Consider the following 16865-nt stretch of genomic DNA (forward strand, 5'->3'; position numbering starts at 1 on the left):
AGTAAAAATAAGATTTAACTATTTTTTTGAATCATACAGCAAATGGTAAATACATTTGAAATAATAGGTTTTATAGCAGCAGTTTTAACAACATTGGCGTATGTTCCGCAAGTATATAAAACTTGGAAAACAAAATCGGCAGGTAACATTTCGCTCACAATGTATATTGTTATGTTTACCGGTATTATGCTATGGTTATTGTACGGTATTCATTTAAATAGTTTACCAATGATTTTAGCCAATGCTGTTTCGGGTATTTTAACGTTAACAATTGTTTTCTTCAAAATAAGGTATAAATAATTTTCTTGGTACATTTATTGTGGATAGTAAGGCTGTAAAATAATCAGTATATTTACTTCAAATAATAACATGAAAATTAAGCAGACTTCATTACGTATTCGCATATTTTTGTCAATGATATTCTTGGTATTATTGGCTTCTGTATTAATTGCAACGGTTACTGTTTATCAATATAAAGAACAAACAGATGAATATAACCAAGGAAGGTTAGAGCGTAAAGAAGAATCGGTTAAAGCAGCCGTAAATTATTGGTTAAACAGCGGCAACACATTTCCATTAGAAGAAAAAAACTTACCCTATATTTTTAAAGATAAAATCTACGAAATTTCTGATATTGAAAAGCTTGAAATAAATATTTATGATTTATCAGGAAACTTAACAATAAGTTCTTACTCGGGATTTGTTAAAAATGATGCGTCTATTATTTTATCCGATACAATTTTAAATGAAATTGATAATAGTTACAGGCATCATTATGTAAGTACAAAAACTATCGAAGGAAGTAGTTTTCAATCTTCTTATACCTACATAACCGACAGTAAATTTAAACCTTTTGGTATTTTAAACATTCGTTATTTACAAGATAATACAGCCCAGGATAAAGATTTAGAAGAATTTTTATTCCGTTTATGTATTGTTTATATTGTAATGTTTGCATTAGCTATTTTATTAGCTTTTATTTTATCGAGTTATATTACAAAGTCTATTAAAGAAATAGCCGATAAAATAAGTAGAACAGCATTAAATAAGCGGAATGAAAAGTTTTCGGTAAAAAATGCCAGTACTGAAATTTTTACACTGGTAAATGCTTATAATGAAATGGTAGACGAGTTGGAACAAAGTGCTATTAAATTGGCAAAAAGCGAACGAGAGCAAGCGTGGAGAGAAATGGCAAAACAAGTAGCACACGAGATTAAAAATCCGCTTACACCTATGCGTTTAACTGTTCAAAATTTCCAAAGAAAATTTGATGTAAACGATCCAAAAGCTTACGATAAAATTAATGAATTCAGTAAAACAATTATACAACAAATAGATACCATGAGTTCAATTGCTTCGGCTTTTTCTAATTTTGCTAAAATGCCAACTCAGAATAGGGAAGAATTAAATGTTGTTGAAGTTGTTAAACACGCATTAGATATATTTTCTGAAGATTATATATCATTTTTCCCAAAAAAAGAAGCAATTATCGCCAAATTTGATAAAATCCAACTTATTAGAATAGTAACCAATTTGGTAAAAAATGCAACACAAGCATTAACAGAAAAGGAAAATAAAAAAATTGAAGTTACCGTTAATGAAGATAAAGATAATATCATGATAATTGTAGCTGATAATGGTAAAGGTATTTCTGAAGAAGATAAAGAAAAGGTTTTTGAACCTAAATTTACAACCAAAACAAGCGGCATGGGTTTAGGTTTAGCTATGGTTAAAAATATAGTTGAGGCATATAATGGTAAAATATCATTCACATCTCAAATTAATAAAGGAACAGTTTTTAAAGTAATATTACCTAAAAAACAATAATATGAAATTCGAAAATATATTAGTAGATAAAAAAGAAGGATTGGCTGTTGTAACAATTAACAGACCTTCAAAATTAAATGCGCTTAATAAAAGTACTATTGAAGAACTTCATAAGGCTTTTAAAGCTTTAGATTCAGATAAGTTTATTAAAGTAATTATAATTACAGGCAGTGGCGAAAAGGCTTTTGTTGCAGGTGCTGATATTTCTGAATTTTCCGATTTTTCAGTAATTGAAGGAACAGAGTTAGCTCGTAAAGGGCAAGAAATTTTATTCGATTTTATTCAAAATTTAAGTACACCTGTTATTGCAGCAATAAACGGTTTTGCTTTAGGAGGAGGTTTAGAATTGGCTATGGCAGCACACTTTAGAGTTGCCGGTACAAATGCTAAAATGGGATTGCCGGAAGTATCTTTAGGAGTAATTCCTGGTTATGGTGGTACACAGCGTTTACCGCAATTAGTTGGAAAAGGAAAAGCATTGGAAATGATAATGAGTGCAAGTATGATCTCTGCAGAAGAAGCAAAAGATTGGGGTTTGGTAAATTATGTTGTTACACAAGAAGAATTATTGCCAACTTGTGAAAAATTAGCCAGTAAAATAATGCGTAACTCATCAGTTGCCATTGCAGCGGCAATTAAAGCTGTAAATGCAAACTTTACAGATGGTATTAATGGTTATAATATTGAAATTGAACAGTTTGGAAAAAGTTTTGGAACTAATGATTTTAAAGAAGGAACTACAGCTTTTTTAGAAAAACGCAAACCTAATTTTGAGTAAAAAAGACGAAGTTTTATAAAATCCTGTTTATTTGAACAAACCTTTTTGAATAATAGGGTTCTTTGGTTGATGAAATAATGACGCCTAATTGTACCGAAGCATGTATAAATTTTATTTCATTTTTAAGAACTTCAGTAATAATGCCTACATGATTAATTGTTCCTTTACCATTGGTTGTAAAAAATATTAAATCGCCTTTTTGAGCTTGAGACTGCTCTATTTTAGTGCCGGTTTTAGCTTGTAAGTTAGACGATTTTGGTAATGTGATATTAATTTCTTTAAAAATGGTAAATATTAATCCGGAACAGTCAAAACCTTTATTATTTGTGCCGCCTCTTTTATATTTTGTACCCAATTTTTTTGATGCAGCATCTATTAAAATAGTTGTTTTAGAGGGTTCTAAAGTAACCTTCTCTTCAGAAGATTCATCTGCTAAGTTTGGTTCAACTTTAGTTTCAACCTCTAAAGAAGAACTTTCGATAGAAGGAATTTCTTCCTTAAGAATTAATAAATAGCCAGTAGGAAGTATTTTTTTAACTTTCGGATTTAAACGCTTTAGCTCTTGAATGGTTGTTCCGTATTTTTTAGAAATTTTATACAAAGTTTCTCCTGCAGCAACTATATGTGTTTGAACTTGAGATGAGTCTTTATGTAAAGTTATTTTATTATTTTCTTTAATAGTATTTTGGTTGTTTGGAATTTCTAAAATAGTATTCAATTGTAATAATTTGCCTTTAACATTTGGATTAAGTTGATAAATAGCAGCTTCTTTAACATTGTATTTTTTAGCAATGGCATAAATACTTTCGCCTTTAATTACGGTATGTTTAATAGTAGTTTGAGAAAACACTATTGTATTGGTTAATAAAATAATGAATGTAAAAAGTTTATAGATATTCATTTGATTAAATATTAGTATGCAATAACTTCAATTCAATTAAAATTTTGATGAAAGCTATAAAAACCTTTAATTAGTATAAGCTTTTAAAAAAAAATTCACATTCTTCCTTCCCATTCATCATAAAACTGTTGAAGGAAGGTTTCCATATATTGATGTCTTTCTGTAGCAATTTTTTTACCTGTTTTGGTGTTCATTTTGTCTTTTAACAACAATAATTTTTCGTAAAAGTGATTGATGGTTGGAGCAGTTGAATTTTTATATTCTTCTTTAGTTTGGTTAAGTTTTGGAGGAATTTCAGGGTTGTACAAAATACGATTTTTAAAACCACCATAGTTAAAACAACGTGCAATACCAATAGCGCCAATAGCATCTAATCTGTCTGCATCTTGTAGAACATCAAGTTCAGGAGAAGTGAATTTTTGTTCAAAATTTCCACCTTTAAACGATATATTTAAAATGATGCTTTCAATATGTTTTATAATTTCTTCTTCAACTTGCTGTTTTTCTAAAAATTCACGAGCTATTTTAGGACCAATAGTTTCATTCCCATTATGAAATTTAGAATCAGCGATATCATGTAGTAAAGCGCCAAGTTCAATAATAAATACGTCAACATCTTCATTTTTTGCAATTAGTTTGGCATTATTCCAAACACGTAAAATATGAAACCAGTCGTGACCGCCTTCGGCATCTTTTAAAGTTTCTTTTACAAAATCAGCTGTATTGGTAATTATTTGTTGTTTATTCATTTTTTAAAAATAAAAAATCCGCCTTAATTTAAAGCGGATTTAAAAGGTTTTAATTTGAAAAATATTAACAATACTCGTCGTAAGCTGCAGCTAAATTTGAAGCTATAACTTCAGCAGGTCTTCCTTCAATATGATGGCGCTCAAGCATGTGAACTAATTGACCATCTTTAAATAATGCAATTGCCGGAGATGATGGAGGAAACGGCACCATAAAGTCACGTGCTTTTTCAGTAGCTTCTTTATCAACACCTGCAAAAACTGTAACTAAGTTGTTTGGCACTTTTTCAGACTGTAAAGATAATATTGCTCCAGGGCGTGCTGTACCTGCAGCGCAACCACAAACCGAATTAACAACTATTAAAGTTGTACCTTCTTTTTTAAATATATCTTCAACTTCTTGTGCTGTCTCTAATGATATAAAACCTGCATTTTCTAATTCTTCCTGCATAGGTTTTACTATTTCTAATGGATACATATTTTTGATTTTTTAGTTATACGTAATTAAGCAGCAAATATAATATATTAAAGATTAAAAGTTTAGTTTTATTTTAACGCCTCTAGATATTTAATAATTTAATAATAAAAATAAATCAATGTATCTTTGTAGCAATTATAGATGGTATGGGAAATTTTGCAAAATGGTTAGGAGCCGGTTTAGGATTTACGCTAGGAGGAACTATAGGTAGTATTATTGGTTTTACTTTAGGTAGTTTTATAGATGGTTTAACAGTTGAAGATATTCAACAAGAAAGAGATTATAGAGCGGCGGCTGCAAACACACAAGCCGGTGATTTTGAAATAAGTCTTTTAATTTTAGCGTCAATAGTTATAAAATCTGATGGGAAAGTTGATGAGCGTGAGTTAAATTATGTGCGTACTCATTTTAAAAGAATGTATGGTGAGCAACGAGCAAATCAAGCATTTAAATTATTTAAAGGTTTTATTAAAAACAATAAAGTTTCTACGTATCAGGTTTGCGTTCAAATTCGTCAAAATATGACGCATGCTTCTCGTTTACAGTTGATTCATTTTTTGTTTGGTATCGCCAAAGCCGATGGATATGTGAATGAATATGAGGTAAATTCAATAAAAACTATTGCAGGGTATTTATATATCAATCAGTATGATTTTGAATCAATTAAAGCAATGTTTTATGATAGTACAGACAGTGCTTATCAAATTTTAGAAATTGAAAAATCTGCTACGGATGACGAAGTAAAAAAAGCCTACAGAAAAATGGTTAAAAAATATCATCCTGATAAACTGCAACATTTGGGAGAAGAACACTTAAAAGGAGCTGAAGAAAAATTCAGAGAAGTTCAAAAAGCCTATGAACATATACAAAAAGAACGAGGAATATAATTTTTTTCACATTGAATGTGACCTAATTATAAAACAGGTGTCATATATATAAATGTTAGATAGGGTAAATATTTGGCCCCAAAAGTTAAAACACCCCTAATTAAGCGCTTCTTTTTGGAGGCGCTTTTTATTTTTAAAGAGATAAAAATATATTTTTTTGTGACCAATTTAAAAATAGTGTGTCATAAGAATAATTAGTATGAAAAGGAAAAGGAAATACTTGTACCCAAAGGCTAATTACCCCAAAGGTTAAGTTGAGCGTCTCAAATTTGAGACGCTTTTTTTATTTTAAATACAACGCAATACTTTGTGGTCCTTCTAAAATTGTTTTAACAATTTGCATTGTACCATCATTGTGAGAAATAATATGCCATTTTATTAAAGAGATTTGCATGTTTTCTATTTCAATACCCGTTATTGATCTTGGATGTATACAGCTACCATCATTAAAATAAGGTAATTCATTTGGATTAGGAAAACGTGGGCGGTGCGTGTGTCCGGCAATAATCATTTGATTATTGTTAGCTAAAATCCATTTTTTCAATCTTCTTTCAACTTTAATTAATTCAATAAAATTTTTAGCAGGACTTGTAGGGTCTTTAATTCCTATTATTTGAAGAGGTTTCCATAAAAATCGAACTAAAAATCGACTCCATTTCCATAAAACATAATTAAAAAAATCTGCTTGGTGTCCATGTATAAGTAGTATATTTTTGTCTAAACCTTCAGGTTCTAATAGTATACTTTCTTCAAATGAGATTCCTTTTAAAAAATCTTTTTCAGTAGCAGAAATTTTATCAAAGTAGGTGTCAAATAAATTACTTGCTGTTTTTGGGTTATTTAAAATCATATCATGATTTCCCCAAAGCATATGCAATCTGTTTTCCAAATGAAACTCACGCAATAGCATAAAAATATCTTTATGCGCATAAAAAATTTCATTAAAATTTCTATTTTCCCAAAGTTCAACGCCATCACCTAGTTCTATATATGTATATCCTTTTTCGAAATAATTACGTAAAGCGTGGTAATAAATATTTCTGTTTTTTACAAAATCATCGGCAAAGCTGTTGTCGCCTCTATGGCAATCACTAAATAAAATATATTTTGATTGCTTGTTTAAAGGTAACTTTTTTGCTTTTTTAAAAGAATTAGATATAATTTGTTGAACCATATTTTTAGGTAAAAAATAATTCTGATTTTTTATTGAAAGTAAAACTACAAATTTAAGCGTTTTCTCATAGTTATTTTTTTGCAATTTATGAAATGATATTTTCAATAAAATATGTAATTTCGCAAACTAATTGAATTATGGGTAAAAATGAGTAAGAAATTTAGAGAATATAAGGGTTTGAATCTCACTAAAGTAGCAGAAGAAACTTTAGAGTTTTGGGAAACTTCAACTATTTTCGAAAAAAGTATCACATCAAGAAAAAAAAACAAACCTTACGTATTTTTTGAAGGACCACCTTCAGCAAACGGTTTGCCGGGTATACATCACGTAATGGCACGTGCTATTAAAGATATCTTTTGTCGTTATAAAACATTGCAAGGATACCAAGTAAAACGTAAAGCAGGTTGGGATACACATGGTTTACCTGTAGAATTAGGTGTTGAAAAAGAATTGGATATTACCAAAGAAGATATTGGTAAAAAAATTACTGTAGAAGAGTATAACGAAGCTTGTAAAACTGCTGTAATGCGTTATACTGATGTTTGGAATGATTTAACAAGAAAAGTGGGTTACTGGGTTGATATGGAAGATCCGTATGTTACTTACAAGCCAAAATATATGGAAACTGTTTGGTGGTTGTTAGCTCAATTATACAAAAAAGGGTTAATTTATAAAGGATATACTATTCAGCCATATTCACCAAAAGCAGGTACAGGATTAAGTTCTCATGAGCTAAATCAGCCGGGAACGTATCAAGATGTAACTGATACTACAGCTGTAGCACAGTTTAAAGCTATAAAAAATACATTGCCTGAATTTTTACAAGAAGTTGATGGTGACATTCACTTTTTAGCTTGGACAACAACTCCTTGGACACTTCCTTCAAATACAGCACTTACTGTTGGTAAAAAGATTGAGTATGTTTTAGTTAAATCATTCAATCAATACACGTTTGAACCAATAAGCGTGATTTTAGCTAAAAATTTAGTAGGAAAACAATTTACTAAAAAATTCTTTGTTGTTGAAAACGAAGTTGAATTAGCAAATTATAAAGCCGACGATAAAAAAATACCATATATTATTGTAAAAGAATTTAAAGGAGCGGATATTTTAGAATCAAAATACGAGCAATTATTGCCGTATGCTTTGCCTTATCAAAATCCTGAAAATGCTTTTAGAGTAATTGCGGGTGATTTTGTAACTACTGAAGATGGTACAGGAATTGTACATACAGCCCCAACTTTTGGAGCTGATGATGCCATGGTTGCAAAACAAGCAATACCCGAAGTGCCACCAATGTTAGTGTTGGATGATAATGGAAATCCTGTTCCATTAGTAGATTTACAAGGTAAATTCACCAAGCATATGGGCGAATTTGCAGGAAAGTATGTGAAGAATGAATATTACAATGAAGGAGAAGCTCCGGAACGTTCACTAGATGTAGAGATTTCTATAAAATTAAAAGAAGAAAATAAAGCATTTCATGTAGAAAAATACCGCCACAGTTATCCACATTGTTGGAGAACAGACAAACCGGTATTGTACTATCCGTTAGATTCTTGGTTTATTAAAGTTACTGAGAAGCGCAACAGAATGTTTGAATTGAATGAAACGATAAACTGGAAACCAAAATCTACCGGAGAAGGGCGTTTTGGAAACTGGTTAAAAAATGCGAATGATTGGAATTTATCACGTTCGCGTTATTGGGGAATTCCATTACCAATTTGGAGAACTGAAGATGGAACTGAAGAACTTATAATTGGTTCGGTTGAAGAGCTGAAAGTTGAAATGAAAAAAGCGGTTGAAGCTGGATTAATGAAAGCTGATATTTTTGCTGATTTTGAAGTTGGAAATATGAGTGAGGAAAATTATGATAAAATCGATTTACACAAAAATGTAGTTGATAAAATTATATTAGTTTCTCCTTCAGGACAACCGATGAAGCGTGAAGCAGATTTAATTGATGTTTGGTTTGATTCCGGTTCTATGCCTTATGCGCAATGGCATTATCCTTTTGAAAATAAAGAGTTGATTGATGAAAAGAAATTCTTTCCAGCAGATTTTATTGCTGAAGGTGTAGATCAAACAAGAGGCTGGTTTTATACATTGCATGCTATAGGAAGTATGGTTTTTGATTCTGTTGCTTATAAAAATGTGGTATCGAACGGCTTGGTTTTAGATAAAGAAGGAAAAAAAATGTCAAAACGTTTAGGCAATGCTATTGATCCGTTCAAAACAATGGAAAAATATGGTGCAGATGCTACGCGTTGGTACATGATTTCAAATGCAAATCCGTGGGATAATTTAAAATTTGATGTTGAAGGTGTAGATGAGGTACGTCGTAAATTCTTTGGAACTTTATACAACACCTATTCATTCTTTTCATTGTATGCTAATTTAGACAACTTCACCTACGCTGAAAATGAAATTGCAATTAATGAAAGACCAGAAATTGATCGTTGGATTTTATCAGAATTAAACACGTTGATTAAAAATGTTGAAAGTTATTATGAAGACTACGAACCAACAAAAGCAGCACGAGCAATACAAGATTTTGTTACCGAAAATTTAAGTAATTGGTTTGTGCGTTTAAGCAGAAGACGTTTTTGGAAAGGAGACTATCAACAAGATAAAATTTCAGCATACCAAACATTGTATACTTGCATGGTAACTGTGGCCAAATTAGGTTCGCCAATTGCACCATTTTTTATGGATAATCTTTACAAAGATTTAACAAGTGTTACAGGTAAAGAGAACTTTGAATCGGTACATTTGGGCGAATTTCCAAAATACAACGAAAGCTTGGTTGATTATAAGTTAGAGCATAAAATGCAGCAAGCACAAAAAATATCATCTATGGTATTATCATTACGAAAAAAAGAAATGATAAAAGTGCGTCAGCCATTACAACGTATTATGATTCCTGTTTTAGATGAAGAAGACCGTGAAGAGATTTTAGCTGTTGAAAACTTAATAAAATCGGAAGTAAATGTGAAAGAAATTGAACTTATTGACGATGCTTCAGGAATTTTGGTAAAGACTATAAAACCTAATTTTAAAGTATTAGGACCTAAGTTTGGTAAGGATATGAGATTTGTAACTCAGGCAATTCAAAATTTAACACAAGAAGATATTGCAATTGTTGAAAAACAAGGTGAAATTTCATTAAAAATAAATGAAAAAGATGTAAATTTAGCTTTTAGCGAAGTTGAAATTACTTCGCAAGATATTGAAGGTTGGTTAGTAGCAAATCAAGGAGGTTTAACAGTAGCTTTAGATGTTACCATAACAGATGATTTAAAGAAAGAAGGTAATGCGAGAGAACTGGTAAATAGAGTACAAAATTTACGTAAAGAATCCGGCCTTGATGTAACAGATAAAATTAAGTTAATTGTTCAAAAAAATGTTATATTAGAACAAGCAATTGCCGCAAATGAACAATATATTAAAACGGAAACATTAACCAATAAATTGGTTTTTGAAGAGGTTTTAGAAAAAGGCATAGAAATTGCTTTTGACGATGTGAATACAAAAATATTAATTGAAAAAATGTGAGATATGAGCGAAAATAATAGATACTCCGATAAAGACTTAGCTGAATTTAAAGAAATAATTTTAAAAAAAATTCAAAATGCTGAAGAAGACTTAGCTTTATTAAAAAGCAGTTTTAAAAACGACAGTAATAATGGTACTGATGATACATCTCCTACATTTAAAGCTTTTGAAGAAGGTTCAGAAACTATGTCAAAAGAAGCAAATGTTCAGTTGGCAATTCGTCAGGAAAAATTCATACGAGATTTAAAAAACGCTTTAATACGTATTGAAAATAAAACGTATGGTGTTTGTCGTGTTACTGGAAAATTAATACAAAAAGAACGTTTAAAATTAGTTCCTCATGCTACATTAAGTATTGAAGCTAAAAACATGCAACAATAATTAATAATTGTCCTATAAAATAAGCTTCCTTATTTGGGGGCTTTATCTTTTAATATATCTCGTAAAATAAATAAAGTTGAAGAAAGCCGTATTAATCATAATACTTGTATTGATAATTGATCAGATTAGTAAAATTTACATAAAAACTAATTTTTTATATGGAGAAGAGGTTGTAGTATTTGATTGGTTTCGAATACATTTTATTGAAAATAACGGTATGGCTTGGGGAGCAGAATTTGGTGGAAGAACAGGAAAGTTATTTTTAACAGTTTTTAGATTAGCAGCAATTACCGGAATTGGTTATTGGTTATATGCATCGGTAAAAAAGAATGCTCATACTATTCTAATTGTGGCAGTTTCGTTAATTTTTGCCGGTGCAATGGGTAATATTATTGATTCTGTATTTTATGGAGTTATTTTTGATTCTCCGTTAAATTCAACCGCAACTTTATTTGCCGAAAAGCCTTATGGTGATTTGTTTCACGGAAAAGTAGTTGATATGTTATACTTTCCAATTTGGAATGGAATTTTACCTGAATGGATTCCTTTTTATGGAGGCAAACCATTTACTTTTTTCAATGCCATTTTTAATATAGCAGATTCGGCAATTTCAATAGGCGTAGCGTTATTAATTCTTTTCAATAAAAAAGCTTTTCCTAAAGAGTTACATTAAATTATTGTAAAATTCCTGTCATCAATTTTAAATATAATAATATTAATCGTATATTTGCGATATACTTTTAAATTTAAAGTAACTGGACAGATGAAAAGATCAAAAGAAAATATAATTTATTTAGAAGAAACTGAAGAGTTGGCAAGGTTTGCTAAAGCCTTAGGGCATCCAACACGTATTGAAATTATCAATTATTTAGACAGTCAATCTTGTTGCTATACAGGCGATTTATGTGATGTATTGCCTTTAGCGCAATCAACCATATCTCAACATTTAAAAGAATTAAAAGATGCCGGTTTAATTAAAGGAGAAGTAAATCCTCCTAAAATAAAATATTGTATCCATCAAAAAAATTGGGATAAAGCAAAAATACTATTTACTGATTTTTTTAATAAAAATACCTTAAACATATCTTGTAAAACAAAAGAAGAATAAAATGAAAACAATTAAAATTTTAGGCACAGGTTGCCCAAGTTGTGTAAGTACTCAAAAAGTGGTTGAGGAAGTTATAAACGAATTAAAAATAGAAGCAACACTACTAAAAGTTGATGATATTCAGCAAATAATGGCGTATGATATTTTAAGTACTCCGGCAGTTGTAATAGATGAAAAAGTAGTAATTAAAGGAAAAGTGCCAAGTAAAGAAGAAGTAACAGCACTTTTAGCTGATAATTTTGCTAATAATGCTTGTTGTTCTGATGATAATACAGATTCATCTTGCTGCTCTTCAGAAGAAAAAGAATCAGGTTGTTGTTAACAATTAAAATCAACTAAAAAAATAATGGTATTTCAAGAAATAAACAACACCATTGATTTGTTGAAAAACGTAAAAATTTCAGCAGAAAGAATAACTGAATTACAGCCACTTGTAGATTATATTCAATCTAAAGTTGATAGTAATAGAAGTATTAATTTGAATTTTATTTGTACGCATAATTCAAGAAGAAGTCATTTGTCACAAATTTGGGCGCAAGTTTCAGCTCATTATTTTGATATTAAAAATGTATTTTGTTATTCCGGCGGCACAGAAGCTACTGCTATGTTTCCAATGGTTGGAAAAACATTAGTAAAACAAGGTTTCAAAATCACAAAACTGGCTGAATCTGAAAACTCGGTTTACAGTATTAAATACAATGATAATACGCATCCGGTTATTGCATTTTCAAAAAAATATGATAATGATTTTAATCCCAAAAGTGAGTTTGCCGCAATAATGACTTGCTCTCAAGCCGATGAAGGTTGTCCTTTTATTTTTGGTTGTGAAACTCGAATTCCTGTGAAGTATAATGATCCAAAAGTGTTTGATAATACACCTCAACAAGAGGAGAAGTATTTAGAAAGAAGTAAAGAAATTGCTTCAGAAATGATATACGTATTCTCTCAAATTAAAAAACAATGAAAAAACGACTTAAATTTTTAGATAGGTTTTTAACCTTATGGATTTTTTTGGCAATGGCAGTTGGAGTTGGCTTAGGCTATTTTTTTCCGCAAATAGCAACTGTTACAGATTCTCTATCGGTTGGTACCACTAATATTCCGTTGGCAATTGGGTTAATTTTAATGATGTATCCTCCACTTGCGAAAGTAGATTACAGTTTAATACCATCGGTTTTTAAAGACACTAAATTAATGACAATGTCTTTAGTTTTAAATTGGATTGTTGGTCCAATTTTAATGTTTGTATTGGCAGTTATTTTTTTAAGAGATGAGCCTGGTTATATGTCAGGTTTAATTTTAATTGGTTTGGCACGTTGTATAGCAATGGTAATTGTTTGGAACGATTTGGCAGGAGCCAGCAGAGAATACGCCGCCACCTTGGTTGCTTTAAATAGTGTATTTCAAATAATTACATATAGTTTTTATGCCTGGATATTTATTACAGTTTTACCAGATTACTTAGGCTTAGAGGGTTTTGATGTTGATATTTCTATAGCTGAAGTAGCAAAAAGTGTTTTAATTTATTTGGGAATTCCATTTGTAGCCGGTTTTTTAAGCCGTAAATATTTGGTAAAATACAAAGGCGAAAATTGGTATAATCGAAAATTTATTCCTTTTATTTCACCAATAACTTTAATAGCATTATTGGCAACTATCGTATTAATGTTTAGTTTAAAAGGCGATTTAATTGTTGAAATTCCTCTAGATGTTTTAAAAATAGCCATTCCTTTAGTTATTTATTTTATACTGATGTTTTTTGTGAGCTTTTTTACCGGTAAAGCTATGGGTATAGATTACAAACGTAATGCAGCTGTTGCTTTTACAGCTACAGGAAACAATTTTGAATTGGCTATTGCAGTAGCTATCGCAGTTTTCGGATTGAATTCTCCACAAGCCTTTACAGGTGTTATTGGTCCGTTAGTTGAAGTTCCTGTTTTAATTGGCTTAGTAAATGTTGCCTTATATTTAAAAAAGAAGTTTTATACAAATTAATTTTTAAAAGATGAAAGAATTTTGGGACGAACGATATAAGCAGGAAATCTTTGTTTATGGCGAACAGCCAAATGTATTCTTTAAAGAAGTTTTAGAAAAATTACAGCCAAAAGGAACTATTTTATTACCTGCTGAAGGCGAAGGACGTAATGCTGTTTTTGCAGCCAAATCCGGATTAAAAGTTACGTGTTTTGACATAAGTGAACAAGGCAAAATAAAAGCTTTAAAACTGGCAAAATCAGAGAATGTTATTATCGATTACTTGGTTCAAAATGTAGCCGATTTACAATTTAAAGAAAACTCATTTGATGTAATTGCCTTTATTTATGCTCATTTTTCAGTTGAATTAAAGCAGCAATATTATAAAGAATTAACTAAGTATTTAAAACCAAACGGACTGGTAATTTTTGAATGTTTTAGTAAAAAACAACTTCAACTAAATAAAGAAAATGAATCTTCTTTCGGTCCTAAAAATATAGAAATGTTGTTCTCTAAAGAAGAGGTTGCTTCATATTTTTCAGATTTTGATATTCTTCAATTAGAAGAAGTAATTATTGAACTTGAAGAAGGCGATTATCATAAAGGGAAAGGTTCAGTTATCCGATTTGTAGGAAGAAAAAAAGCAATTTAAAATGTTTGATTGGGTACAACAACTTGCCGATTTTATAGTTTTTGAGGTTCTAAATTTAAAACAAGGAAATCAATTAGCAGAAGCATTAAACTTTTTTATTTACGACAGTATTAAAATCTTACTGCTTGTTATCATTATTATTTTTTTAATGGGAATTGTAAACAGTTATTTTCCTGTTGAAAAAGTTAAAAATTACCTTTCTCGTAAAAAATTATATGGGTTGGAATACTTAATGGCTTCTTTATTTGGAGTTGTAACACCGTTTTGTTCTTGTTCTTCAGTACCTTTATTTATTGGTTTTGTAAAAGGAGGCATTCCTTTGGGAGTTACATTTTCTTTTTTAGTAACATCACCTTTGGTAAATGAAGTGGCAATAGGATTGTTTATTGGGTTATTCGGAATAAAAACAACTGTTATTTATGTAATTAGCGGTATTTTATTAGGTACAATTTCAGGTGTAATCCTTCAAAAATTAAAATTGGAAAAATACTTAACGCCTTGGGTACAACAGGTCCTTGCCAATTCTCAAAAAGAAACGGATAAATTTATTGGAGAAAAGTTCTTTTTAAAAGACAGATTGCCTCTTATTTGGAATGATACCAAAATCATTTTAAAAGGTATTGTACCGTATGTTTTGGTTGGTATTGCCATTGGCGGTTTAATGCACGGTTATATTCCTGAAGGTTTTTTTGAAGAATATTTAAGTAAAGACAATTGGTTTGCTGTTCCAATTGCAACAGTTTTAGCGGTGCCAATGTATTCGGGAGCTTCTGCAGTTTTACCGATTGTACAAGTGTTGGTTGCTAAAGGAATTCCGTTAGGAACAGCTATTGCTTTTATGATGGCAGTTGTAGGATTATCCTTGCCGGAAGCAATGCTCTTAAAAAAAGTTATGACTATTAAATTAATAGCCATTTTCTTTTCTGTTGTTACAGTATGTATTATAATTTCAGGATATGTATTTAATGTAATTTTCTAAGTAAATAAAAACATAATTATAGAAAAAAGAAATAAACGGAATTTAAAAATTGTATTAATTATAGTTGTTTATTTGATTTTTAGAAAAATTTTTTCTGATTGGGGAAATTTTAAAGAAGGTATTATGACAGCTTTTTAATTAAAGTTATCTATCCTCTTTTAACGCTTCAACAAACTTCATTAAATCACCAATTTCAACATGACTCATCATAATAACTTTATACCATCTGTTATCACCGTTATGAGTGTCTGGAACTAAGCCGAATTTTTGAGCAATATATTTAGGAATAAATTGAGATTGTATGGTAACAATATTCATAAAAGGATCTCTAAAATACTTAATATTTAATTCATCTAATTGCTCACAAAGCCAATCGGTTCTAATAATCAGTGTATTTATTTTTTCAAACCAGTTGTAATAACCATAACTAAATAAAATTAACCAAACAGCAATTGCATTTGCTCCGGAGCGGCTTCCTACAATGGTTAAATCCATTCCGTCAACATATTGAGCTTCTTTGGTAAGTGCATTTTCTATCAAGCCTTTTCGGCATAAAAAAACACCTGTTCCATAAGGAGCTTGCAGCATTTTGTGTGCATCAATGGTTATTGATGAGACGTTTGGATTTTTAAAATTACTGTTCGAAAGTTTATTGGTAATAGGGTAAATAAATCCGCCAAAAGCACCATCAACGTGAATTTTAAATTCAACTTGGTGTTTTTTTAAAACATCAGCATATATATCAGGATTGTCAACCGATCCAAACATAGTAGTAGCCATGTTTGAAATTACCATAAAGTATTTTTTCCCTTCGGAAATTAGATTTTGTACAATTTTTTCTAATTCTTCAACAATAATTTCACGAGAATTGAAATCAACAGGAATGCTAACAGCATCAACACTCAACAAATTGGAGCCTTTATAAACAGAATAATGAGTGTCTTCAGACGATAAAATTACCATTTCATTCAATGATGCATTGAATGTTTTTTTAAACAGATTTCTGTAGATCCATAATGCTTGAATATTAGCCTCAGTTCCACCTGTTGCAATATATCCGTCATATTCATCATCTTCACTTTTAAAAATATCAACAGCTAACACTTTAACAGCTTCTTTTTCTAATTCTTGAGAGCCCTTGAAAGCTTCTTCAGATTTTCCTAAAGTATGACAACCAATATTGTTTGGATTGGCAATGTATGATTTTAATAAAGGAGAATCATTTAAAAATGAACCGGTTGTGGTAAACACATTTTCATCTAATTTTGATACGGGATATCCTAAATATTTACAATCTTGAAAATCTACAACAGACTTTAAAGCCTCATCAATACGTTGGTTTATTTGCGTTTTAGAATATTTTTTCCAGTATTTCATAAATCAAATAGTTAAGTTTTTAAAGTTGCGCAAAAATATACTTTTTTA

At 30.2% G+C, this 16865-nt stretch carries 18 protein-coding genes; 13 read left to right on the plus strand and 5 right to left on the minus strand.

Going from position 1 to position 16865, the window contains the following annotated elements; genetic code table 11:
* The first annotated feature begins 42 nt into the window (after positions 1-42).
* The 3 genes from HGB55_RS06340 to HGB55_RS06350 all read left to right on the plus strand — a co-directional run bounded on the left by HGB55_RS06340 (position 43) and on the right by HGB55_RS06350 (position 2605).
* A complete protein-coding gene (locus HGB55_RS06340) occupies positions 43-300 on the plus strand; it encodes a SemiSWEET family sugar transporter (RefSeq protein ID WP_168815756.1) in 258 nt (85 codons plus the stop codon).
* A gap of 69 nt (positions 301-369) precedes the next feature.
* On the plus strand, positions 370-1827 hold the full coding sequence (locus tag HGB55_RS06345; RefSeq protein ID WP_168815757.1) for an ATP-binding protein: 1458 nt from the start codon (positions 370-372) through the stop codon (positions 1825-1827).
* Position 1828: 1 nt separating this feature from the next.
* Positions 1829-2605: an enoyl-CoA hydratase/isomerase family protein gene (locus HGB55_RS06350; protein WP_168815759.1), complete on the plus strand. Its 777-nt coding sequence runs from the start codon at positions 1829-1831 to the stop codon at positions 2603-2605.
* 13 nt (positions 2606-2618) lie between these two features.
* Here HGB55_RS06350 and HGB55_RS06355 read toward each other — a convergent pair whose 3' ends face one another.
* The 3 genes from HGB55_RS06355 to HGB55_RS06365 form a co-directional block, all read right to left on the minus strand.
* Positions 2619-3506 (minus strand): C40 family peptidase, encoded by an 888-nt coding sequence (locus HGB55_RS06355; RefSeq protein WP_168815761.1) that lies wholly within the window; start codon positions 3504-3506, stop codon positions 2619-2621.
* Between the two features lie 95 nt (positions 3507-3601).
* The gene (locus tag HGB55_RS06360; protein ID WP_168815763.1) at positions 3602-4255 is read right to left on the minus strand and encodes an HD domain-containing protein; all 654 of its coding nucleotides are present in this window, start codon (positions 4253-4255) and stop codon (positions 3602-3604) included.
* 64 nt (positions 4256-4319) lie between these two features.
* A complete protein-coding gene (locus HGB55_RS06365) occupies positions 4320-4730 on the minus strand; it encodes a BrxA/BrxB family bacilliredoxin (protein ID WP_168815765.1) in 411 nt (136 codons plus the stop codon).
* Positions 4731-4876: 146 nt separating this feature from the next.
* Here HGB55_RS06365 and HGB55_RS06370 point away from each other — a divergent pair, with 146 nt between their 5' ends.
* Positions 4877-5617 (plus strand): TerB family tellurite resistance protein, encoded by a 741-nt coding sequence (locus HGB55_RS06370; RefSeq protein ID WP_168815767.1) that lies wholly within the window; start codon positions 4877-4879, stop codon positions 5615-5617.
* Between the two features lie 283 nt (positions 5618-5900).
* Here the strand turns inward: HGB55_RS06370 and HGB55_RS06375 are convergent, their stop codons facing one another.
* Positions 5901-6791: a metallophosphoesterase gene (locus tag HGB55_RS06375; RefSeq protein WP_168815769.1), complete on the minus strand. Its 891-nt coding sequence runs from the start codon at positions 6789-6791 to the stop codon at positions 5901-5903.
* A gap of 147 nt (positions 6792-6938) precedes the next feature.
* Between HGB55_RS06375 and ileS the strand changes: the two genes are divergently transcribed.
* The 9 genes from ileS to HGB55_RS06420 all read left to right on the plus strand — a co-directional run bounded on the left by ileS (position 6939) and on the right by HGB55_RS06420 (position 15440).
* On the plus strand, positions 6939-10346 hold the full coding sequence (ileS, locus tag HGB55_RS06380; protein WP_168815771.1) for an isoleucine--tRNA ligase: 3408 nt from the start codon (positions 6939-6941) through the stop codon (positions 10344-10346).
* 3 nt (positions 10347-10349) lie between these two features.
* The gene (locus HGB55_RS06385; RefSeq protein ID WP_168815772.1) at positions 10350-10727 is read left to right on the plus strand and encodes a TraR/DksA C4-type zinc finger protein; all 378 of its coding nucleotides are present in this window, start codon (positions 10350-10352) and stop codon (positions 10725-10727) included.
* A 70-nt stretch (positions 10728-10797) separates the two neighbouring features.
* Positions 10798-11400: a lipoprotein signal peptidase gene (locus HGB55_RS06390; protein WP_168815903.1), complete on the plus strand. Its 603-nt coding sequence runs from the start codon at positions 10798-10800 to the stop codon at positions 11398-11400.
* A gap of 90 nt (positions 11401-11490) precedes the next feature.
* Positions 11491-11835: a helix-turn-helix transcriptional regulator gene (locus tag HGB55_RS06395; protein WP_168815773.1), complete on the plus strand. Its 345-nt coding sequence runs from the start codon at positions 11491-11493 to the stop codon at positions 11833-11835.
* Position 11836: 1 nt separating this feature from the next.
* Positions 11837-12157, plus strand: coding sequence for a thioredoxin family protein (locus HGB55_RS06400; RefSeq protein WP_168815774.1), 321 nt, complete (start codon positions 11837-11839; stop codon positions 12155-12157).
* A 24-nt stretch (positions 12158-12181) separates the two neighbouring features.
* On the plus strand, positions 12182-12799 hold the full coding sequence (locus tag HGB55_RS06405) for a low molecular weight phosphatase family protein (RefSeq protein WP_168815775.1): 618 nt from the start codon (positions 12182-12184) through the stop codon (positions 12797-12799).
* The gene (gene arsB / locus HGB55_RS06410; protein ID WP_168815776.1) at positions 12796-13830 is read left to right on the plus strand and encodes an ACR3 family arsenite efflux transporter; all 1035 of its coding nucleotides are present in this window, start codon (positions 12796-12798) and stop codon (positions 13828-13830) included. The genes HGB55_RS06405 and arsB overlap by 4 nt, the downstream gene beginning before the upstream one ends.
* A 10-nt stretch (positions 13831-13840) precedes the next feature.
* Positions 13841-14461, plus strand: coding sequence for a bifunctional 2-polyprenyl-6-hydroxyphenol methylase/3-demethylubiquinol 3-O-methyltransferase UbiG (locus tag HGB55_RS06415; RefSeq protein ID WP_168815777.1), 621 nt, complete (start codon positions 13841-13843; stop codon positions 14459-14461).
* Position 14462: 1 nt separating this feature from the next.
* Entirely contained in the window at positions 14463-15440 is a 978-nt protein-coding gene (locus tag HGB55_RS06420) for a permease (RefSeq protein ID WP_168815778.1), read from the plus strand.
* A 144-nt stretch (positions 15441-15584) separates the two neighbouring features.
* Here HGB55_RS06420 and HGB55_RS06425 read toward each other — a convergent pair whose 3' ends face one another.
* Positions 15585-16817: a pyridoxal-dependent decarboxylase gene (locus HGB55_RS06425; RefSeq protein ID WP_168815779.1), complete on the minus strand. Its 1233-nt coding sequence runs from the start codon at positions 16815-16817 to the stop codon at positions 15585-15587.
* Positions 16818-16865 lie beyond the last annotated feature (48 nt).

Origin of the sequence: Lutibacter sp. B1 (genome assembly GCF_012524075.1) — a bacterium.
In the GTDB taxonomy this organism is placed as follows: Bacteria; Bacteroidota; Bacteroidia; order Flavobacteriales; family Flavobacteriaceae; genus Lutibacter.